This is a genomic window from Micromonospora sp. NBC_00860 (genome assembly GCF_045207375.1).
GTDB classification, from domain to species: domain Bacteria; phylum Actinomycetota; class Actinomycetes; order Mycobacteriales; family Micromonosporaceae; genus Micromonospora; species Micromonospora vinacea.
The window spans coordinates 2,373,577-2,394,495 of record NZ_CP108825.1; the positions used below are offsets into that span (position 1 = coordinate 2,373,577).

The window sequence follows — 20,919 nt, forward strand, 5'->3', positions numbered from 1 at the left end:
TCGCGACGTGACGTGCCGCTACGTCCGGTTCTACTGGGGCGGCGAACCGCCCGTTCTTCCGGAGGCTCCCCGGTGATGGCCGGATCGGTGCCGATGCCGCCCAGCATAGCTGTCCGCGCGCAGAGCCAGTGGCCGGAATACTAGGCGTGCAACCAGACGCGGAGAAGGCCGGTGGCGGTGAAGCCAGCGGAGAGCGCCGACGGCAGGTCCGTGGTGGTTTCATAGCCGACCAGCGGCGCGTCGGGCACTGTGGCACACACCGCCCGCCAGATGTCCCGGGAGTCGTCGGTGCGGGTGAACAGGTTGGAGACGCCGTACGGGCCGCAGCCGCTGAGCACCGCTCCACCGGTGAGCACACCCCGGTCGTCGTGGCGGGCGAGGATCCGTACCCGGGGGTCGGTCAGGAGCGCGGGGCGGAACAGCTCCCCACCGCCGTGCGCCGCCGCCCAGGCCGCCAACTCGTCGGGTGTGCTGACCGGGGTGAGCGGCGGGACGGGCGGCGGGGCCGACGCCGGCCGGTGGATCCACTGGGCGTCGAAGAGCACCCGAAACCCGTACCCGGACAGGTCGACGTCGGCGAAGCTGTCCTTCACCGACGCGCCGGGACCCACGTCGATCCGGGCCAGCAGGGCCTCGGCGTCGACGCCCGGCCGCACTGTGACAGCGTCCGGGTACCACCGTGGCGAACGGTGGGGGACCGACCAGGCGGCGGCGTCGGTACGGCCGGCCAGTCCATGGCTGCCGCAGACGATGTCGCACCATTCGGCGTTGTTGCGGGCCGCCGCCACCCGCTCGTCCTCCAGCACGCCAGGCAGTCTAGACAGCCGGGGCGCCGGCTCAGGGGGCGTAGACCAGGTCCATCGTGTCGGTGTGCCCGGACCAGCGCAGGTCGAGGCGCCAGCAACCGGCCTCGGGCAGGTCGATGATCGACGGGCCGGGGCCGCCGGCGACCTCCCGGGTCACCCGGGTGTCGGTGCCGTCCAGCCTCGCGGTGATCACCAGGGTCGCCGGCGCCGTCGGGTCGGGCGAGGTAGTGGCGGCGCGGGCCACCCAGAGGATCTTGTTGTTCGACCCGTCAGTGCGAACCTGGCGCAGGGGATGGGCGAACAGCACCGCCACGATGTCACCCTTCGCGCCGAAGACGTGCGGAACCCGCGCGTCCCCACTGAACCCGGCGTCCGCCCAGTCGGGCAGGGACCCCGTCTCGACCCGCGCCGCGCAGGCGGTCGCGGTGCTCGCCGTGGTGGCCGTGGTGGCCGTACCCGCCGCCGGCGAGGCGCTGCCGGTCGTGGGCGTGCACCCCGCCAGCACGATCATCGAGGATGCCAACATCAACCTGCGCCAGGAACCCATCTCGCCCCTTCCGGTACGCGTCGACGACTCGTCGCACCCTTCCGACACCGCCCGCGCCCGCCAGGTTCCTAGCCCAGTGAGCGCGCGATCTCGATCGCCTCGGCCTTGGTGAGGGTGCCCTCCAGCCGGTAGCTCACGTCGTCGTCCTGCCAGATCAGGGTCGAGGCGGCCAACCGGGCGGTCTCCCTGCGGATCTCGCCCGCCCGGTCCACGTAGGACAGGGCGTGTGGGCCGTCGACCCAGACGGCGAAGTGGTCGTTGACCTGGACCCAGTTCGCGCCTGGTGGGGTGACCTCCTTGTGGAAGGCCAGGTCGAGGTGACCGTCGAACGCGTCGACGCGCAACGCGCCTCCGTCGTAGAGCAGCGTCGCCACCCGGTACCGGCCCGTGGCGTCCGGGTCGGCGACCAGCACCTGCTCGGGCGGGCCGAGCCTCGCCGGCAGGCGGATCGGGAACCGCACCGCCCGTTGGGCCTCGTCAAGGGCGACGGTCCGCTGCCCGGGCAACGGTGACGCGGTGCCGGCGGGCGGCATCGGGGTGGGTGAGGTGGCGATGCTGACCCCGGCGAAACGCAGCAGCCCTGTGACGACGTCGGCGATCGCGGCCCGCGTCGGTGGCAACAGCGCCACCAGCAGGGTGACGAGCGCCACCGCGGCGAGCGACCGCCACCGGCGCCGCCGGGGCGCGGGCGTGCTGAGTCGTACGCGGACGCGGGCGGTCACGTCGGGCGGATCGGGGGTGTCCAGCCAGGCGGAGAGGTCACGCAGTTCCCGTTCGAGGTCACCCATGCCGGATCTCCTCACGGTCGAGCAGGCTGCGAAGCTTCGCCAACGCCCGGGAGGTACGCGACTTCACAGTGCCCCGGGGCCAGCCCAGAGCCGCCACCGTCTCCTCCTCGGTGAGATCGAGGAAGTACCGGCAGACGATCACCTCGCGGTCCCGTACCGGCAGTTGCCGCAGCGCCTGCACCAGCGACGCCCGGCGCTCTCCGGCGAGGACCGCGCCGACCGCGTCGTCCTCGACGATCTCGGACGCCGGGTCCGCTGCCGCCGCCCGCAGGACGAGCCCGTCCCGCCGGCCCCGGGAGCGGTGCAGGTTGCGGGTTTCGTTGGCGACGATCGTGAGCAGCCACGATCGGAAGGACGCGTCGCCGCGAAAACGGGACAACTTCCGGTACGCCTTCACGAACGCCTCCTGGATGACGTCCTCGGAGTCCGAGCCCGCGCCGAGCAGCACCGCCGTCCGGTACGCGGACGCGGTGTGCCGGGCGACCAGGAGGTTGTACGCCTCCAGGTCACCTGCCCGAGCGCGGGTGACGAGCGCCTGGTCGTCCAGGGGAGAGACCTCCGTTCGGATCACTGTCATGACACCGCTCACCCGCCGCGGGTTCCACAGGACTTTTCGGGGCAGGTCAGCTGTCTCCCATCCGGCGTGCAGCGTATTGCCAGGAATCGGTGCTGCACTGGAGGGGCGTCGAGGAGAGGGGTGGGGCATGAGCTGGTTCAATCGGCGGTCACGGGGTGCCGAGGCGACCCCGACGAAGCTGGACCGGGAGGCGACCCGCGACGACCTCGCGGCGCTGGAGGCGTTCGTGGCCACCCGGCGCGGGGTGGAGTTCTACCTCGAACCGGAGACGACCGCGACGGACACCACGGTGGTGGCGATCGCCCACGACGGCGAGTGGATCCGTCGTCGTACCGGAACGCCCCGCGCGGCCGGGACCATCGCCCGTAAGCACGCGGTGCCGCTCTACGAGGCGGCGCGCACCGGCTACCCGGAACGGATGCGGACCTGGAGCCGCGCCCACCCGGAACGCCACGCCCGCTGAGGCTCGTCCGCTCAGGCAGCCTCGACGGCTGAGCGGGCCTGCTCGAGCGTCATCGGCTCGGCGTGACTGGAGACGTACCAGTGGTAGGTGTCGTCCAGCAGCCGCCGGACCAGGTCGAGATCGAGGCCGTCCTCCGGCCGGCGCAGATGTGCCGGCGGCGGGTAGAAGCAGTCGCCCAGAAGCATGACCCCCGAGTCGGGCACCAGCACCACTGTCGAATCCGGCGCGTGCCCCCCGCCGACGTGGCGTAGCCGGACCCCGACCGGCAGCTCGTCCACGTCGGTGAAGGTCCGGGTCGGCGGCAGGATGGCGAAGCCCTCCCAGGACGCCATGGCGCGCGCGCGTGCCCGAAAGCTCGGGCGGAGGCGGGGATCGGCGCGTACCTGCTCCTGCAGGTAGTGGTGGCTCCACGGCCGGGTGGCCTCGGCGCGCAGCAGCGACACGGCCGTCTCGTGCCCGACGATCTCCACCCCGGGCCAGGCGCAGGCGCCCCACACGTGGTCCCAGTGATGGTGGGTGTAGACCAGCCAGCGCGGCTCCGGTAGCCCGGCGGCGGCCAGCGCGGCCTGGATGTCGCCGGCGTGCGCGGGGCTCTGCCCGGCGTCGATCATCACACTGCCGCGTTCGTCGGCGACGACGGCGACGCCGGCCTGGACCGCCTCCGGGTCCGGATCGCCCGGACAGAGCCAGACCCGACCGGCGAGGTGGTGGAACTGCGGGGCGACCATGGTGATCGACCTCCGAGATTGATCACGGGCACTGGTGTGGCAATCGCCGATCCTATGTGAGGGTGTCGGCCGGCAACACGCCGCCGGACGATCGGCGCAGGCCAGGGTAGGTGCAACCTCCCTTTGCTCTGCTTACCTATACGCACCGGTGACGCTCCGTGTGTGGTGCACATAGGTAAGCAGAGCAAAGGATGTCGAGCATTGATCTGGGGCATTGCGGCGCGCGGACTCGCGCTCGCACCAATCGCTGAATCTCGATGAGTTCCGTGCGCCTGGTCGAGCCGGACCGGCGTTGACCGGCGGCGCGGCGGTGTGGCAGCATTCGCGGCCTGACGGCAGTGAAGGAAGTCGGTGTGAATCCGACGCGGTCCCGCCACTGTCACCGGGGAGCGATCCCCCCTCGTGAGTCACGGCCGTGTGTCTGCGGTTGGAAGGCCGGGGGAGAGCGTCGATCCGGAAGCCAGGATACTTCGGCCGTCGGGACGTACCCCAGGGCGTGGACACCCGAGGAGGACCCGATGACGCACGGCGTCTCATTCATCGACGAGCATCGTCATGACCTGTGTGCAGGGCGCCGCACCGCGCCCGGAACCGGTCGCGCCCGCACGCCTCGGGCCGGCCGCTGCGGCGTGCGCCAGGCCGCTGGCTTCCGGTACCGCTGAGCCGAGCGCCCGCCGCTGACCGGCCCCGACGCCCGCGTCGATGCGCCGTTCGCCGGGGCCGTCGTACCGGCTGACGCCGTACCCATCCGCATCGTCCCGGTCGCCCCCTCGGCGCCCAGGGCGTCACTTCCCGGAGCCAACCGTGCGCATCCTGCTGCTGTCCACCGCCGACACCGACCTGCTGGCCGCCCGCGCCAGCGGCGCCGACTACCGGTTGGCCAACCCCGCGCGGGTCACCGTCGAGGAGGTGTCCGCCCTGCTCGACGGGGTCGCCCTCGTCGTCGTACGGCTGCTCGGCGGTCGGCAGGCCTGGTCGGACGGCCTCGCCGCGGTGCTCGCCAGCGGCGTGCCGACGGTCGTGCTCGGCGGTGAGGCGCTACCCGACGCGGAGCTGATGGCCGTCTCCACAGTGCCGTCCGGGGTCGTCACCCAGGCACTGGCCTACCTGGTGGAGGGCGGCCCTGACAACCTGGGGCAGTTGGCCCGGTTCCTGTCCGACACGGTGCTGCTCACCGGCGAGGGGTTCGCCCCGCCCGCGCCCACCCCGGCGTACGGCGTGCACGGCGACCGCCCCGCCGACCCGGACCGGCCCACAGTGGGGATCGTCTTCTACCGGGCGCACGCGCTCGCCGGCAACACCGACTTCGTCGACGTGCTCGCGGACGCGGTCCACAAAGCCGGCGGCAACCCCCTGCCGATCTTCTGCGGCTCGCTGCGCGGCCTGACCGCGGGTGCCGGCCCTCTCGGACTCTTCGCCCGCTGTGACGCGCTGTTGGTCACGGTCCTCGCGGCCGGCGGTGCGGTCGCCGCTGACGCCTCCGGTGGCGGCGACGAGGACGCCTGGGACGTCGGTGCGCTGGCCGCCCTGGACGTGCCGGTCATCCAGGCACTCTGCCTCACCAGCACCCGCGCGCAGTGGGCCGACAGCGACGCCGGGCTGTCCCCGCTGGACGCCGCCATGCAGGTGGCCATCCCCGAGTTCGACGGCCGGATCGTCACAGTGCCGTTCTCGTTCAAGCAGATCGACGCCGACGGGCTGTCGGTCTACGCCGCCGACGCCGAGCGGGCCGCCCGGGTCGCCGGGATCGCGGTGCGCCACGCCCGACTGCGGTACGTGCCGCAGGCCGACAAGCGGGTCGCCGTGGTGCTCAGCTCGTACCCCACCAAGCACTCCCGGGTCGGTAACGCCGTCGGGTTGGACACCCCGGCCTCGGCGGTCCGGCTGTTCGCCGCGCTGGCCGAGGCCGGCTACGACCTGGGTGACACGCCACCGCCCGACGACGGCGACGCGCTGATCCACGCGTTGATCGCCGCCGGTGGTCACGACGTGGAGTGGCTCACCCCGGAGCAGTTGGCCGCCGCCGAGGCCCGGATACCGGGGCCGACGTACCGGCGTTGGTTCGACCAGGTCCCGGCCGAGCTGCGCGAGCGGATGCGGGAGCACTGGGGTGAGCCGCCGGGCGAGCTGTACACCGAGGGCGGCGACATCGTGCTCGCCGGGCTGCGCTTCGGCAACGTGGTGCTGCTGATCCAGCCGCCTCGCGGTTTCGGGGAGAACCCCATCGCCATCTACCACGACCCGGACCTGCCGCCCAGCCACCACTACCTGGCCGCGTACCGCTGGCTGACAGCGCCCGTCGTGGACGGCGGCTTCGGCGCGGACGCCGTGGTGCACCTGGGCAAGCACGGCACCCTGGAGTGGCTGCCCGGCAAGGGCCTCGGCCTGGCCGCCGACTGCGCGCCCGACGCGGTCCTCGGCGACCTGCCGCTGGTGTACCCGTTCATCGTCAACGACCCCGGCGAGGGCACCCAGGCCAAACGGCGGGCGCACGCCGTGGTCGTCGACCACCTGGTCCCGCCGATGGCCCGCGCCGAGACCTACGGCGACCTGGCCAAACTGGAGCAACTGCTCGACGAGTACGCGACAGTGCAGGCCCTCGACCCGGCCAAGGTACCCACCGTGCGCGCCCAGATCTGGGACCTGGTGCGCGCCGCCGAGCTGCACCACGACCTGCACGCCGAGGCCATGCCGGACGCGGACGACTTCGACGACTTCGTGCTGCACCTCGACGGGTACCTGTGCGAGGTCAAGGACGTGCAGATCCGCGACGGCCTGCACATCCTCGCCGACGCGCCCACCGGCGAGCCCCGGGTCAACCTGGTCCTGGCGGTGTTGCGCGCCCCGCAGATCTGGGGCGGCGCCCGGGCCCTGCCCGGCCTGCGCCAGGCCCTCGCCGTCGCATACGGGCTTGACGAGCAGGAACTGCTCGCGTCGCCGGGACAGCGGCTGGCGCTGCCCGCGGCGCTGACCGACGTGGTGGAGGGGCCGGCCGGCACCGCCGCCGACGCGATCGACCTGATCGAGGCCCTCGCGCGACGGCTGGTCGTTGGCATGGAGACGCTGGGCTGGGCCGTGGACACTGTCGACGCCGTGGTGACGGAGGTGACCGGTCGGTCGATTCCGGACGTGGCCGCGGTGCTGCACTTCGCCGCCACCGAGCTGGTGCCCCGACTGGACCGGACCACCGACGAGCTGACCCACACGCTCGGCGCGCTGGACGGGAGGTTCGTGCCGCCCGGCCCGTCCGGCTCACCCACCCGGGGCCTGGTCAACGTGCTGCCCACCGGCCGCAACTTCTACTCCGTCGACCCGAAGGCCATCCCGAGCCGCAACGCCTGGGACGTCGGCGTGGCCCTCGCCGACTCGCTGCTGGCCCGGCACCTCGCCGACACCGGCGGGTACCCCCGCTCGGTGGGGTTGACCGTCTGGGGCACCAGCGCCATGCGCACCCAGGGCGACGACATCGCCGAGGTGCTCGCGCTGCTGGGCTGCCGACCGGTCTGGGACGACCGGTCCCGGCGGGTCACCGGCATCGAGGTGGTGCCGACCGCCGAGCTGGGCCGGCCCCGCGTCGACGTCACAGTGCGCATCTCCGGTTTCTTCCGCGACGCGTTCCCGCACGTCGTGGCGCTGCTCGACGACGCCGTCCGGCGGGTCGCCGCCCTCGACGAGCCGGACGAGGAGAACTACCTGCGGGCGCACGTCGCCGCCGACCTCGCCGAGCACGGCGACGAGCGGCGGGCCACCGCCCGGATCTTCGGCTCCAAGCCCGGCGCGTACGGCGCGGGGCTCCTTCCCCTGATCGACGCCCGGACCTGGCGCAGCGACGCCGATTTGGCCGAGGTGTACGCGGTGTGGGGCGGCTACGCGTACGGCCGGGGCCTGGACGGGCGGGAGGCGCGCGCCGACATGGAGCGTTCCTTCGCCCGGATCGCGGTGGCGGTGAAGAACCAGGACACTCGCGAGCACGACATCGTCGACTCCGACGACTACTTCCAGTACCACGGCGGGATGGTGGCGATGGTCCGCCACCTCACCGGCACGTCACCGCAGGCGTACGTGGGTGACTCGGCGATGCCGCACGACGTGCGCACCCGCACGCTGGGTGAGGAGACCCGGCGGGTGTTCCGGGCCCGGGTGGTCAACCCGAAGTGGATCGCCGCGATGCGCCGGCACGGCTACAAGGGCGCGTTCGAGCTGGCGGCCACAGTGGACTACCTGTTCGGCTACGACGCCACCGCCGGGGTCGTCGACGACTGGATGTACGAGCACCTGGCCGCCGCGTACCTCTTCGACGAGACCACCCGGGAGTTCCTGGAGCAGTCCAACCCGTGGGCGCTGCGCGGCATCACCGAGCGGCTGTTGGAGGCCGCCGACCGGGGGCTGTGGGCCAAGCCGGAACCGGCCACCCTCGACCGGCTGCGCGACACGTACCTGGCCAGCGAGGGCGACCTGGAGGACCGGGCATGACCATGACCACGATCTACCCGTTCAGTGCGGTGCTCGGTATGGCCGACATGCGGCTGGCGTTGCTGCTCAACGCGGTGTCCCCGGCGATCGGCGGGGTGCTGGTGCGCGGTGAGAAGGGGACCGCCAAGTCCACAGCCGTCCGGGCCCTCGCCGCTCTGCTTCCCCCGGTGCGCCGGGTGGCCGGCTGCCGCTTCGGCTGTGACCCGGCCGAACCCGACCCGGCCTGCCCGGACGGCCCGCACCCGGCCGACGCCGCCGCCGAGACCCGCCCGGCCCGTCTCGTCGAGCTGCCGGTGGGCGCCGCCGAGGACCGGGTGGTCGGGGCACTCGATCTGGAGAAGGCACTCGGCGAGGGGGTACGCGCCTTCGAGCCGGGCCTGCTGGCCGCCGCGCACCGGGGGGTGCTCTACGTCGACGAGGTCAACCTGCTGCACGACCACCTCGTCGACCTGCTGCTCGACGCCGCGGCGATGGGGCGCAGCCACGTGGAGCGGGAGGGCGTCTCGGTCAGCCACGCGGCCCGGTTCCTGTTGGTCGGCACAATGAACCCGGAGGAGGGCGAGCTGCGCCCGCAGTTGCTCGACCGGTTCGGGCTGACAGTGGAGGTGGGCGCCAGCAGGGACCCGGAGATTCGGGTCGAGGTGGTCCGCCGCCGGCTGGCCGCCGACGCGGACCCGGTCGGCTTCGCCGCCCGCTGGGCGGACGCCGACGCGGAGATCGCCGGCCAGGTGGCCGCCGCCCGCCGCCGACTTCCCGGGGTACGACTGCCGGATGCCGCGTTGCGGCAGATCGCCGAGGTGTGTGCGGCGTTCGACGTGGACGGGATGCGGGCCGACATCGTCACCGCCCGTACCGCCCTCGCCCACGCTGCCTGGCACGGCCGGGACCGGGTCACCATCGACGATGTCCGGGTAGCCGCCCGGTTGGCCCTGCCGCACCGCCGCCGCCGCGACCCGTTCGACACCCCGGGATTGGACGAGAAGCGCCTCGACGAGGCGTTGCAGCGCGCCCAGGACGCCCACCCCGACGACCCGGACGACGACGGCCCCGACGGCGGCCCCGAGGATCGTGGTCCGGACGGCGGCGGCCCGGAGGGTGGCGGCCCGGCCGGCGGTGGCGGCCCGAACGGGGGCGGCCCGAACGGGGGCGGCCCGGCCGGCAGTGGCCCGCAGGGCAGTGGCGATGGCGCCGACCAGGGCGAACCCGAGTCGGTCGGGCACTCGACGGCACGGGACGGCACCGGCCCGGACGGGCGTGCCGACGGGCCGGACCGTGCCGACGGCTGGCCGCAGCACCCGACGGGCGAGCGGGGCGACGACGACGGCTGGTCGCAGCGCTCGGCGGACGATCGGGGTGGTGACGGCCGGGACGCGCGCCCGCGCGGTGGCCGGGAATCGGGGGCGGGTGACGACGATGCGACCCGGGGCGGCGGAAGCTCGCAGCCGGTGGCCGTACCCCGGGGTGGGCTGAAGGCGCGGGTGCTCACCGCGCCGGGCCTGGGAGACGGGGTGCCGGGCCGACGGTCGCGGGCCCGCACCGGGCGGGGCCGCACCACCGGGGCAAGGGTGCCGGCGGGCCGGGTCGGCGCACTGCACCTGCCGGCCACGATCCGCGCCGCCGCGCCGCACCAGGCGGCCCGGGGCCGGCTCACCGGTCCGCTGCGACTGCGCCGGGACGACGTCCGCGAGGCGGTTCGCGAGGGGCGCGAGGGCAACCTGGTGCTGTTCGTGGTGGATGCGAGCGGCTCGATGGGCGCCCGGCAGCGGATGGCCACGGTGAAGGACGCGGTGCTCGCCCTGCTCACCGACGCGTACCAGCGGCGGGACAAGGTCGCCGTGATCGCGTTCCGGGGTGCCGGTGCCCGGACCCTGCTGCCGGCGACCTCGTCGGTGCTGGCCGCCTCGACCCGGCTGGCCGAGTTGCCCACCGGCGGGCGTACGCCGCTGGCCGAGGGCCTGCTCGCCGCCGCGGACCTGTTGCGGGTGGAGCGCCTGCGCGACCCGAAGCGCCGCCCGCTGGTCCTCATCGTCACCGACGGCCGGGCCACCGCCGGCACCCGCCCGCTCGACCGCGCGGCAGCAGCCGCACAGGTCCTGGTCGCGACGAACGCCCCCTGCGTCGTTGTGGATTGCGAATCCGGCCCGATCCGCCTGCACCTGGCGAACCGCCTGGCCACCCAGCTAAAAGCCCCCCGTCACCAACTAGAAGACCTAACCCACGCCCCCGCCCGAGGAGATCTTGGAACGAAACGGCCCCTGGAAGGGCGGCTTCCTTCCAAGATCTCGACCGGCACCACCCTCACGCCCGACAGGAGCGTTGCCTGATGCCGCAGGGACAGCCGAGCAACGTGCCCGCTGACGGGTTGACCACCCGGCAGCGGCGGCACCGACCACTGCTGATCGTGCACACCGGACAGATGAAGGGGAAGTCGACGGCGGCCTTCGGGCTGGCGTTGCGGGCCTGGACGGCCGGGCTGCCGGTCGGGGTGTTCCAGTTCGTCAAGAGCGCCAAGTGGCGGGTGGGGGAGGAGAACGCCTTCCGGGCGCTCGCTGAGGTGCACGAGCGCACCGGCCAGGGCGCACCGGTGGCCTGGCACAAGATGGGCGAGGGCTGGTCCTGGATCCAGCGCGGCGGCGACGCCGACCACGCCGCCGACGCCCTGGAGGGCTGGCGGCAGATCCAGCGCGACCTGGCCGCCGAGCGGTACGGGCTGTACGTGCTGGACGAGTTCACCTACCCGATGAAGTGGGGCTGGGTGGACGTCGACGAGGTGGTCGCCACCCTGGCCGACCGTCCCGGCTTCCAACACGTCGTGATCACCGGTCGGGACGCCGACCCCCGCCTGGTCGCCGCCGCCGACCTGGTCGCCGAGCTGACAAAGGTCAAGCACCCGATGGACGCCGGCCAGAAGGGCCAGAAGGGCATCGAGTGGTGAGCGAGCACTGGGCGCTGCCCCGGGTGGTGGTCGCCGCCCCGGCCAGCGGCCACGGCAAGACCACAGTGGCCACCGGACTGCTCGCCGCGCTGCGCCGTCGGGGCCTGACGGTCAGCCCGCACAAGGTCGGCCCCGACTACATCGACCCCGGCTACCACGCCCTCGCCGCCGGGCGACCCGGGCGCAACCTCGACCCGTTTCTGGTCGGCGCCGACCGGATCGCGCCCCTGCTGCGACACGGCGCGAGCGTCCCCACTCCCGCCGACATCGCCGTGGTCGAGGGCGTCATGGGCCTGCACGACGGGGCGGTGGGCCGCCGCGACTACGCGTCCACCGCGCACGTCGCCCGGGTGATCGAGGCACCCGTGCTGCTGGTGCTGGACACCACAGCGCAGGGCCGGTCGGCCGCCGCGCTCACCCTCGGCATGGCCGCGTTCGACAGGGCGGTGCGGATCGGCGGGGTGATCCTCAACCGGGTCGGCTCACCCCGGCACGAGACGCTGCTGCGCGACGCCCTCGCCGAGGTGGGCGTGCCGGTGCTCGGGGCGGTCACCCGCGCCGCCGAGGTAGCCGCGCCGGCCCGGCACCTCGGGTTGGTGCCGGTCGCCGAGCGGGCACCCGAATCCGTAGCGATCGTCACCGCGCTCGCCGAACTGGTCGAGGCCACGGTGGACCTCGACGCCGTGCTCGACCTGGCCCGGACCGCCCCGCCACTGACCACCCCGGCGTGGGACCCGGTCGCCGCCGTCGGCGGGCCGGCCGGCGTCGAGCGACCACGGGTCGCCCTCGCCGGTGGTCCGGCCTTCACCTTCTCGTACGCGGAGACCGCCGAACTGCTCGCCGCGGCCGGCGCGGAGGTCGTCACCGTCGACCCGCTGCGCGACCCGGCGCTGCCCACCGGCACCCGGGCGGTGGTGATCGGAGGCGGCTTCCCCGAGGCGTACGCCCAGACGTTGGCCGGCAACACGGCGCTCCGTGCCGAACTGGCCGACTTCGACGGGCCGGTCGTGGCCGAGTGCGCCGGGCTGCTCTACCTCGGGCGGTCCCTGGACGGCCTGCCGATGTGCGGTCGACTGGACCTGACCGCCCGGATGACCGACCGGCTCACCCTCGGCTACCGGGAGGCGGTGGCCGTCACCGACTCCCCGGTGGCGCGCGCCGGCGAGCCGGTACGCGGCCACGAGTTCCACCGCACCACCACCGACCCGGGGCACGGCGACGCGCCGGCGTGGCGCTGGAACGACACCGAGCACGGCTTCGTCGCCGGCCGGGTGCACGCCTCCTACCTGCACACCCACTGGGCCGGCCACCCGGAGGCGGCCCGTCGACTGGTCGAGGCGTGCCGATGAACGCCGACGCCACGCTCACCGGGGTCGGCGTCGGCCCGGGCGACCCGGAACTGCTCACCGTCAAGGCGGTGCGTCTGCTGCGCGAGGCCGACCTGGTCTTCGTACCCGTGATGGCGGACCGGGTGGCGCCCACCGCGACCGCCGGTCCGACGCCGCCGGACGCGGACCCCGGGCGGGCCGAGGCGACAGTGCGCTCCCACGTCGCGGCGGACCGGCTGCGCCGGCTGCCGTTCGCGCTCGACGACCGGGGTGGAGTCACCGCGCGCCGGGCGGTGGCCTGGGACGACGCCGCCCGGGTAGTGGTCGAGGCGATCGACGCGGGCGCGCGGTCCCTCGCGTTCGCCACCATCGGCGACCCCAACGTCTACTCCACCTTCGGTTACCTGGCCCAGAGCGTCCGCGCGCTGCGCCCCACGGTGCGGGTGGCGACAGTCCCCGGCATCACCGCCATGCAGGAGTTGGCGGCCCGCAGCGGCACCCCGCTCTGCGAGGGACGCGAACCGCTCACCCTGCTGCCGGCCACTGCGGGCCTGGCGCTCTTCGCCGACGCCCTCGCCGGGCCGGGCACCGTGGTCGCCTACAAGGGCTGGCGGCGGCACCCGGAGCTGCTCGCCGAGCTGCGCCGGCAGGGCCGCCTCGCCGACGCGGTACTCGGACGCAGCCTGGGGCTGCCCGGCGAACGCGTCGGGCCGGTCGACGACACCGAGCACGACCTGCCCTACCTGTCGACGCTGCTGGTTCCGGCCCGCCGCGAGCACCGAGGAGGAAAGCTGTGACCAGCGACGGCACTGTGTGGTTCGTCGGAGCCGGCCCGGGGGCGGCGGATCTGCTGACACTGCGGGCTGCCCGGGTCATCGCCGATGCGGACATCGTCATCTGGGCGGCCAGCCTGGTGCACGCCGACGTGCTCGAGCACGCGCGCCCCGACGCGGAGATCGTCGACTCGTCGCAGCTACCCATCGAGGGGGTGCTGCCGCTCTACCAGCGCGCCGCCGAACAGGGGCTGACAGTGGCCCGGATCCACTCCGGAGACCCGGCGCTGTGGGGCGCGGTGCAGGAGCAACTGGACGTGTGCCGGGCGCTCGGCCTGGCCGTCGAGATCGTGCCCGGGGTGTCCTCGTTCACCGCCGTCGCGGCGATCGTCGGACGGGAGCTGACAGTGCCCGAGGTGGCCCAGTCGGTCATCCTCACCCGCCTCGAAGGCGGCAAGACCCCGATGCCGCCCGGCGAACGGGTCCGCGACTTCGCCCGGCACGGCACCACAATGGCGCTGTTCCTCTCCGCCGCCCGCTCCGGGCAGGTGCAGGCCGAGCTGCTGGCCGGCGGCTACCCGGACGACACCCCGGCCGTGGTGGCGTACCAGGCGACCTGGCCCGACGAACTGGTGGTGCGCTGCACGGTCGGCACCCTGGAGGCGACTGTCAAGCAGCACAAGCTGTGGAAGCACACCCTCTTCCTGGTCGGGCCGGCCCTCGCCGCCGAGGGCACCCGCTCGCACCTCTACCACCCCGGGCACTTCCACACCTTCCGGCGAGCGGAGCCGGCCGCCCGCGCCGAGCTGCGCCGTCAGGCCAGCGCCCGCACCGGGGGGAACGCCACACCATGACGTACGCCGAGCCGCCGCTGCGCGAGCCGGACCTGCCGCGCACCGCGAAGGTCCGGCCTACCGCGCTGCGCACCGGCTGGACCACCGGCGCGTGCGCGACGGCGGCGGCCAAGGCCGCGGTCACCGCGTTGGTCACCGGCACCACCCAGCAGGAGGTGGAGATCGGGCTGCCCGCCGGGCGCCGGGTGCGCTTCCCGGTGGAGCGCTGCGAGGTGACCGGCACCCCACCGGTCCGGGCCGAGGCGGTGGTGGTCAAGGACGCCGGGGACGACCCGGACGTCACCCACGGCGCCGAGCTGACCGCCACGGTGGACTGGACCGACGTGCCCGGCCTGCGGCTGGCCGGTGGTGCCGGCGTCGGCACGGTCACCAAGCCCGGCCTCGGGCTCGCGGTCGGCGGCCCGGCGATCAACGACACCCCCCGCCGGATGATCGGTGAGGCGGTGGCCGAGGTGGTCGACCTCAGCGAGGTCGGTGTCCGCGTGGTGATCAGCGTGCCCCGGGGCGAGATCATGGCCCGCAAGACCACCAACCGTCGCCTCGGCATCCTGGGCGGCATCTCGATCCTCGGCACCACCGGGATCGTCCGCCCGTTCTCCACCGCGTCGTGGCGGGCCAGCGTCGTGCAGGCCGTACACGTGATGGCCGCCCAGGGTGAGCCGACAGTGGTGCTGTGCACCGGTGGGCGTACCGAGCGGGCCGCCCGCGCACTCCTGCCCGACCTGCCCGAGGTCTGTTTCGTCGAGGTCGGCGACTTCACCGGGGCGGCCGTGACCGCCGCCGTCGGTGACGCGATGACCGGAGTGGTATTCGTCGGCATGGCTGGCAAGCTCGCCAAACTCGCGGCCGGCATCCTGATGACCCACTACACCCGCTCCACTGTGGACCTTTCCCTGCTCGGCGCGGTGACCGCCGAGGCCGGCGGTGACCCGTCGCTGGTCGCCGCCGTGACCGAGGCGAACACCGGGCGGCACGCGTACGAGCTGTGGGAGGCCGCCGGGCTGCTCGCCCCGGCCGGCGACCTGCTCTGCCAGCGGGTCCGCCAGGTGCTGCGGCGCTTCGCCGGGCCGACGGTAACGGTGGACGTGGCGATGGTCGACTTCGCCGGAGCGCACGTCGTCGCCTCGTCCGGCCGGTGGCCCCGATGACGCCGATGGCATCGGCGGCGCCCGTGACCGCCGTGACGGTGGTCGGGCTGGACGCGGCGGGCGCGCCGCCGCACCCCGCGCTCGCCCCGGTGCTGGCCACCGCCGGGCTGGTGGTCGGGGCCGCCCGGCACCTGGCCGCGGTGCCCGTACCGGCTGGCGCGGACACCATCGTCCTCGGGCCGCTCGCCCCCGCCCTACGGCGCCTCGCCGAGGCCGTCGACGCCGGAGTGCCGGCCGTGGTGCTGGCCAGCGGCGATCCCGGTCTGTTCGGCATCGTCCGGCGGCTGCGCGCGGCCGGACTGCCACTGCGGGTGGTGCCGGCGGTGTCCAGTGTGGCCGCCGCGTTCGCCCGCGCCGGACTGCCCTGGGACGGTGCCGCAGTGGTCACCGCGCACGGGCGCGACCCCCGAGCCGCAGTGAACGCCTGCCGGGCGCTGCCGTTGGTCGCGGTGCTCACCGCGCCCGGCGCCGGTGCGGCCGAGCTGGGCGCCGGCCTGATCGGCTGGTCCCGGCGCCTGCTGGTCGCCGAGCACCTGGGCGCCGCCGCCGAACGGATCCGCGCGGTGACCCCGGAGCAGGCCGCCACCGAGACCTGGGCCGAGCCGCACGTCCTGCTCAGCCTCGCCGACGGGGCACCCGCCGCGCCCAGCGACGCCGTGCCCAGCGACGCCGTGCCCAGCGACGCCGCGCCCACCGACGCCGCGCCCGATCGGGTCGCACCCGGCGGGATGCGCGCCGACAACCAACCCGCCGCCGCACCGTCCGGCGGCTGGGCGCTGCCGGAGGACCGGTACGCCCACCGCGACTCCATGATCACAAAGTCGGAGGTGCGCGCCCTCGTCGTCGCCCGGCTGCGCCCCCGACTGGGCCGGCTGATCTGGGACGTCGGCGCGGGCAGCGGCTCGGTCGGCATCGAGTGCGCGCTCCTCGGCGCGGCCGTCCTCGCCGTCGAACAGGACCCCGAGGCCGGCGCGACCATCCGGGCCAACGCCGCCGCGCACGCCGTGCACGTCCGGCTGGTCACCGGTCGCGCCCCGGCGGCGCTGGCCGACCTCCCCGAGCCCGACGCGGTCTTCGTCGGCGGTGGCGGCGTCGACGTCCTCCCCGCCGTGCTGGCCCGTCAACCCGAGCGGGTGGTGCTCACCCTGGCCGCACTGGACCGGGTCGCACCCGCCGTGGGTCTCCTGCGCGCCGCCGGCTACACGGTCGAGGGCAGCCAGCTCTCCGCCGCCCGCCTCGCCGACCTGCCCGGCGGGTCGATCCGCCTCGCGGCCACCAACCCGGTGGTCGTCCTCACCGGGGAGCGCCAGTGACCGACCAGAACCCGCCCGCCCGGATCGGCCTGGTGGCGGCCACCGCCGCCGGCCGCCGGCACGCCGACACAGTGACCGCCGCCTGGCCGCACGCCCGGCTGGTCGAGGGGGAGACCGTCGCCGACGCGCTGCGGACCGCCTGGGCCGACTGTGACGCGGTGATCGCGTTCCTGGCCACCGGGGCGGTGGTGCGGATCGTCGCGCCGCTGCTCGACGACAAGCGCACCGACCCGGCAGTGGTGGTCGTCGACGAGGCGGCCCGCCACGCCGTGGCGCTGCTCGGCGGGCACGCCGGCGGGGCCAACGCCCTCGCCGAGCAGGTCGCCGCCCTGCTGGACGCCCGACCGGTCATCACCACCGCCACCGACGCTGTCGACCTGCCAGGGTTGGACACCCTCGGCTGGCCCGTCCAGGGTGCCGTCGCCGCCGTGTCCCGGGCCATCCTGGACGGCGAGCCGGTCCGGCTGATCGCCGACGCCGACTGGCCGCTGCCCGCCCTGCCCCCGAACGTGCGCGCCGCCGCCGAGGACCCGACGGACGACGGGTACCGGCTGCTGGTCACCGATCGCGTGGTGCCACCCGACGAGCGGACCGCAGTGCTGCGGCCGCCGTCGCTGGTCGCCGGCGTGGGCGCGAGTCGGGGCGTACCCGCCGCCGAGGTGGCGGAACTGCTGCACCGGGCGCTGGCCGACGCCGGACTCGACCCGGCGAGCCTGCGCTGCCTGGCCACCGCCGACATCAAGGCCGACGAGGCGGGCATCCGCAGCACCGCCGACGCGCTCGGCGTACCCCTGGTGACCTGGCCGGCGACGCGGCTGGCGGCGGTCGACGTGCCGCACCCCAGCGAGGTGGTCCGGGCCGCCGTCGGCACGCCGAGCGTGGCGGAGGCCGCGGCCCTGCTCGGCCCGGACGGCCGGGCCGACGAGGCGACGCTGCTGGTGGGCAAGACCGCGACGGCGATGGCCACAGTGGCGGTGGCCCGGCACGCGCCCCGCGGCCGGCTGGCCGTCGTCGGCCTCGGGCCGGGTGCCACCGACCTGCGCACCCCGCGCGCGGTGGCCGAGCTGCGTCGCGCCGCCGTGGTGGTCGGCCTCGACCAGTACCTCGAGCAGGTCCGCGACGTGCTCCGCCCCGGCACCCGGGTGCTCTCCAGCGGGCTTGGCGCGGAGGAGGCGCGGGCGCGCGCCGCCGTCGCCGAGGCCGCCGCCGGCCGGGCGGTCGCGCTGATCGGCTCCGGCGACGCCGGGGTGTACGCGATGGCCAGCCCGGCCCTGGAGTACGCCGACGAGCGCATCGACGTGGTGGGCGTGCCCGGCGTGACCGCCGCCCTCGCTGCCGGGGCGCTGCTCGGCGCGCCGCTCGGCCACGACCACGCCTACCTGAGCCTGTCCGATCTGCACACCCCGTGGGACGTCATCGAGCGGCGGGTGACCGCCGCCGCCGAGGGTGACTTCGTGACCCTCTTCTACAACCCGCGCAGCCGGGCCCGCGACTGGCAGCTCGGCAAGGCACTCGACATCCTCGCCGCGCACCGTCCACCGGACACCCCGGTGGGCGTGGTGCGCAACGCCAGCCGCCCCGGCGAACGGGTGCACCTCGCCACAGTGGCCACGCTCGACCCGGCCGTCGTCGACATGTACAGCGTGGTGGTCGTCGGCAGCAGCGACACCCGGCTGGTCGCCGGCCGGATGGTCACACCCCGGGGGTACCGGTGGCGCTCGTGACCATCGACGCCTGCCAGGGCTGCGGCGCCTGCCTGCTCACCTGCCCGACGCACGCGATCCGACCCGTCGCCGGTGGCCTCACCGTCCGCGCCGACCGGTGCACCGGCTGCCTGGAGTGCCTGGAGATCTGCCCGGTCGACGCCATCCGCGTCGTCGAGCCCGACCCCTGTGAAGGAGCCCGATGAGCCGGGTCGTGCACCCCATCGAGGCCGAGTCGTACCGCATCCTGCGCGAGCGCGTCGACCTGACGCACCTGCCGCCGCTGAGCCGCGCCGTGACCGAGCGGGTGGTGCACGCCAGCGCCGACCTCGCGTACGTCGACGAGCTGGTCTGCGACGAGGTCGCCCTGGAAGCGGGGCTGGCCGCGCTGCGCGCCGGGGCGCCGGTGGTCACCGACGTGGCGATGGTCGCCGCCGGCATCACCCGGGCCGGCCTGGAACTGGTCTGTCCGGTCGCCGAGCCGGCCGCCGCCGCCCTGGGCCGCTCGGCCGGCATCACCCGCTCGGCGGCGGCCGTGCGGATCGCACTGGACCGGGTCGGAACCGGAGCGGTCTGGGTGGTCGGCTGCGCGCCCACCGCGCTCGTCGAACTGCTCACAGTGGACGCCGCACCGGCGCTCGTCGTCGGCCTGCCGGTCGGCTTCGTGGGCGCCGCCGAGTCGAAGGCGGCGCTACGGGCCAGCGGCCTGCCCGCAGTGTCCAACGTGGGGGAGAAGGGTGGCTCGGCGGTCGCCGCGGCCGCCCTCAACGCCCTGCTCTACGTCGAGGAGAAGTCATGACCGGATTGGTCATCGTCGGGCACGGCACGCGCAGCGCGGCCGGGGTCGAGCAGTTCGCCGCTCTCGTCGAGCGGGTCCGCGGTCGCGGGGACATCGGCGACGTCGAGGGCGGCTTCATCGAGCTGTCCCGCCCACCGCTGACCGACGCGGTCGGCGCGCTCGTCGCCAGTGGGCACCGGGCGCTGGTGGCGCTCCCACTGGTGCTCACCGGCGCCGGTCACGGCAAGGGCGACATCCCCGCCGCGATGGCCCGGGAACAGCAGCGCCACCCCGGGCTCAGCTACCGCTACGGCCGCCCGCTCGGCCCCCACCCGCTGCTGCACGAAGCCCTCGAACAGCGCATCGACGCCGCACTGGCCGGTGCCGACCGGGCCGGCACGGAGCTGCCCGGTGCCGACCGGGCCGACACGGAGCTGCCCGGTGCCGACCGGGCCGGCACGTGGGTGGCGTTGATCGGGCGGGGGTCCACCGACCCGGACGCCAACGCCGAGGTCGCCAAGGTCGCCCGGCTGCTCTGGGAGGGGCGCGGCTACGCGGGCGTGGAGCCGGGGTTCATCTCCCTCGCCCAGCCGTCGGTGCCGGCCGTGCTGGAACGGCTGCGCCGCCTCGGCGCGCGCCGGATCGTGGTGGCGCCCTACTTCCTGTTCGCCGGGGTGCTGCCGGACCGGATCGTCGCCCAGTCGGCGGAGTTCGCCGCCGCCCACCCCGACCTGGACGTCCGCGTCGCCGAGGTGATCGGCGACTGTGACGCCCTCGCCGACCTCGTCCTGGAGCGCTACGCCGAGGCGCTGGGCGGGGACATCCGGATGAACTGCGACACCTGCGCGTACCGGGTGTTGATGCCCGGCTTCGCCGACAAGGTGGGTCGCCCGCAACGCCCGCACGACCACCCCGATGACCCGGTCGGCCACCACCACCACGGGCACGACCACCACGACCATGACCACGGCTCGGTCGCCGTGGTCGGCGGCGGCCCGGGGCCCGACGACCTGATCACGGTACGCGCGAAGGCGCTGCTCGACGCGGCGGACGTCGTGGTGGTCGACCGACTCGCCCCGCAGGGGCTGCTCGCCGAGCTGCGCCCCGACGTGCTGGTGGTCGACGCCGCGAAGGTGCCCCGTGGCCCGTCGATGGCCCAGGAGGCGATCAACGAGGCCCTGGTGTCGCACGCCCGCGCCGGTCGCCGGGTGGTCCGGCTCAAGGGTGGTGACCCGTACGTCTTCGGGCGCGGCCACGAGGAGGTGCAGGCCTGCGTGGCGGCCGGGGTGCCGGTGACGGTGGTCCCGGGGGTGAGTAGCGCGCTCGCCGCCCCGGCCCTCGCGGGTGTGCCGGTTACGCACCGGGGCGTGGCACACGACGTCACAGTCGTGTCCGGGCACCTGCCGCCCGGGCACCCCGACTCGCTCGTCGACTGGGCGGCGCTGGCCCGGGCCCGGGGCACCGTCGTGCTGCTGATGGCCGTCGACACCATCGGCAAGATTGCCAGCGTGCTGATCGAGCACGGTCGCGCCCCGGAGACCCCGGTGCTGGCCGTGCAGGACGCCGGGCTGCCCGACCAGCGATCGGTACCCGCCCGACTGGACGAGATCGGCGCGGTCGCCGCCCGGGAGGGCGTCGGTCCGCCCGCTGTCTTCGTCCTCGGCCCGGTGGTCGCCCTCACCACCACCGGGCCGACGGCCTGACG

Annotated in this window: 18 protein-coding genes and 1 riboswitch; of the genes, 13 read left to right on the plus strand and 5 right to left on the minus strand. The window is 74.7% G+C overall.

Annotated features, from left to right (window positions below):
* Window positions 1-140: 140 nt before the first annotated feature.
* The 4 genes from OH804_RS10720 to OH804_RS10735 form a co-directional block, all read right to left on the minus strand.
* On the minus strand, window positions 141-806 hold the full coding sequence (locus tag OH804_RS10720) for a hypothetical protein (protein WP_406064736.1): 666 nt from the start codon (window positions 804-806) through the stop codon (window positions 141-143).
* A gap of 31 nt (window positions 807-837) precedes the next feature.
* Entirely contained in the window at window positions 838-1,317 is a 480-nt protein-coding gene (locus OH804_RS10725) for a hypothetical protein (RefSeq protein WP_406064738.1), read from the minus strand.
* 104 nt (window positions 1,318-1,421) lie between these two features.
* Window positions 1,422-2,141, minus strand: coding sequence for a hypothetical protein (locus tag OH804_RS10730; protein ID WP_406064740.1), 720 nt, complete (start codon window positions 2,139-2,141; stop codon window positions 1,422-1,424).
* Entirely contained in the window at window positions 2,134-2,718 is a 585-nt protein-coding gene (locus OH804_RS10735) for an RNA polymerase sigma factor (RefSeq protein WP_406064742.1), read from the minus strand. The genes OH804_RS10730 and OH804_RS10735 overlap by 8 nt, the downstream gene beginning before the upstream one ends.
* Before the next feature lie 127 nt (window positions 2,719-2,845).
* On the opposite strand from OH804_RS10735, the gene OH804_RS10740 reads away from it, so the two are divergent.
* On the plus strand, window positions 2,846-3,181 hold the full coding sequence (locus OH804_RS10740) for a hypothetical protein (RefSeq protein ID WP_196926555.1): 336 nt from the start codon (window positions 2,846-2,848) through the stop codon (window positions 3,179-3,181).
* Between the two features lie 11 nt (window positions 3,182-3,192).
* Here the strand turns inward: OH804_RS10740 and OH804_RS10745 are convergent, their stop codons facing one another.
* Window positions 3,193-3,909: an MBL fold metallo-hydrolase gene (locus tag OH804_RS10745; protein ID WP_196923230.1), complete on the minus strand. Its 717-nt coding sequence runs from the start codon at window positions 3,907-3,909 to the stop codon at window positions 3,193-3,195.
* A gap of 341 nt (window positions 3,910-4,250) precedes the next feature.
* A riboswitch (cobalamin riboswitch) is annotated at window positions 4,251-4,380 on the plus strand.
* Between the two features lie 333 nt (window positions 4,381-4,713).
* On the opposite strand from OH804_RS10745, the gene cobN reads away from it, so the two are divergent.
* Genes cobN through cobA form a run of 12 tightly spaced genes read left to right on the plus strand, consistent with a single transcriptional unit; the run spans window position 4,714 to window position 20,917 of the window.
* A complete protein-coding gene (cobN, locus tag OH804_RS10750; protein ID WP_406064745.1) occupies window positions 4,714-8,382 on the plus strand; it encodes a cobaltochelatase subunit CobN in 3,669 nt (1,222 codons plus the stop codon).
* Window positions 8,379-10,706, plus strand: a complete 2,328-nt coding sequence (locus OH804_RS10755) for a magnesium chelatase subunit D family protein (RefSeq protein ID WP_406064747.1) — start codon at window positions 8,379-8,381, stop codon at window positions 10,704-10,706. The genes cobN and OH804_RS10755 overlap by 4 nt, the downstream gene beginning before the upstream one ends.
* Window positions 10,706-11,317, plus strand: a complete 612-nt coding sequence (gene cobO, locus OH804_RS10760; protein WP_406064749.1) for a cob(I)yrinic acid a,c-diamide adenosyltransferase — start codon at window positions 10,706-10,708, stop codon at window positions 11,315-11,317. Before OH804_RS10755 ends, cobO begins: the two co-directional genes overlap by 1 nt.
* Window positions 11,311-12,666, plus strand: coding sequence for a cobyrinate a,c-diamide synthase (locus tag OH804_RS10765; protein WP_406064751.1), 1,356 nt, complete (start codon window positions 11,311-11,313; stop codon window positions 12,664-12,666). Before cobO ends, OH804_RS10765 begins: the two co-directional genes overlap by 7 nt.
* A complete protein-coding gene (cobI, locus tag OH804_RS10770) occupies window positions 12,663-13,442 on the plus strand; it encodes a precorrin-2 C(20)-methyltransferase (protein WP_406064753.1) in 780 nt (259 codons plus the stop codon). The genes OH804_RS10765 and cobI overlap by 4 nt, the downstream gene beginning before the upstream one ends.
* Window positions 13,439-14,272, plus strand: a complete 834-nt coding sequence (cobM, locus tag OH804_RS10775; protein ID WP_406064756.1) for a precorrin-4 C(11)-methyltransferase — start codon at window positions 13,439-13,441, stop codon at window positions 14,270-14,272. The genes cobI and cobM overlap by 4 nt, the downstream gene beginning before the upstream one ends.
* On the plus strand, window positions 14,269-15,420 hold the full coding sequence (locus OH804_RS10780) for a cobalt-precorrin-5B (C(1))-methyltransferase (protein ID WP_406064758.1): 1,152 nt from the start codon (window positions 14,269-14,271) through the stop codon (window positions 15,418-15,420). The genes cobM and OH804_RS10780 overlap by 4 nt, the downstream gene beginning before the upstream one ends.
* Window positions 15,417-16,733: a precorrin-6y C5,15-methyltransferase (decarboxylating) subunit CbiE gene (gene cbiE, locus OH804_RS10785; protein WP_406064760.1), complete on the plus strand. Its 1,317-nt coding sequence runs from the start codon at window positions 15,417-15,419 to the stop codon at window positions 16,731-16,733. The genes OH804_RS10780 and cbiE overlap by 4 nt, the downstream gene beginning before the upstream one ends.
* Window positions 16,730-18,457, plus strand: a complete 1,728-nt coding sequence (gene cobJ / locus OH804_RS10790; RefSeq protein WP_406064762.1) for a precorrin-3B C(17)-methyltransferase — start codon at window positions 16,730-16,732, stop codon at window positions 18,455-18,457. Before cbiE ends, cobJ begins: the two co-directional genes overlap by 4 nt.
* Window positions 18,445-18,642 carry a DUF362 domain-containing protein gene (locus tag OH804_RS10795; protein WP_112588067.1) on the plus strand — a complete coding sequence of 66 codons (198 nt, stop codon included), beginning with the start codon at window positions 18,445-18,447 and terminating at the stop codon, window positions 18,640-18,642. The genes cobJ and OH804_RS10795 overlap by 13 nt, the downstream gene beginning before the upstream one ends.
* A complete protein-coding gene (locus OH804_RS10800; RefSeq protein ID WP_196923221.1) occupies window positions 18,639-19,235 on the plus strand; it encodes a precorrin-8X methylmutase in 597 nt (198 codons plus the stop codon). The genes OH804_RS10795 and OH804_RS10800 overlap by 4 nt, the downstream gene beginning before the upstream one ends.
* On the plus strand, window positions 19,232-20,917 hold the full coding sequence (gene cobA, locus OH804_RS10805) for a uroporphyrinogen-III C-methyltransferase (RefSeq protein ID WP_406064765.1): 1,686 nt from the start codon (window positions 19,232-19,234) through the stop codon (window positions 20,915-20,917). The genes OH804_RS10800 and cobA overlap by 4 nt, the downstream gene beginning before the upstream one ends.
* Window positions 20,918-20,919: the final 2 nt, after the last annotated feature.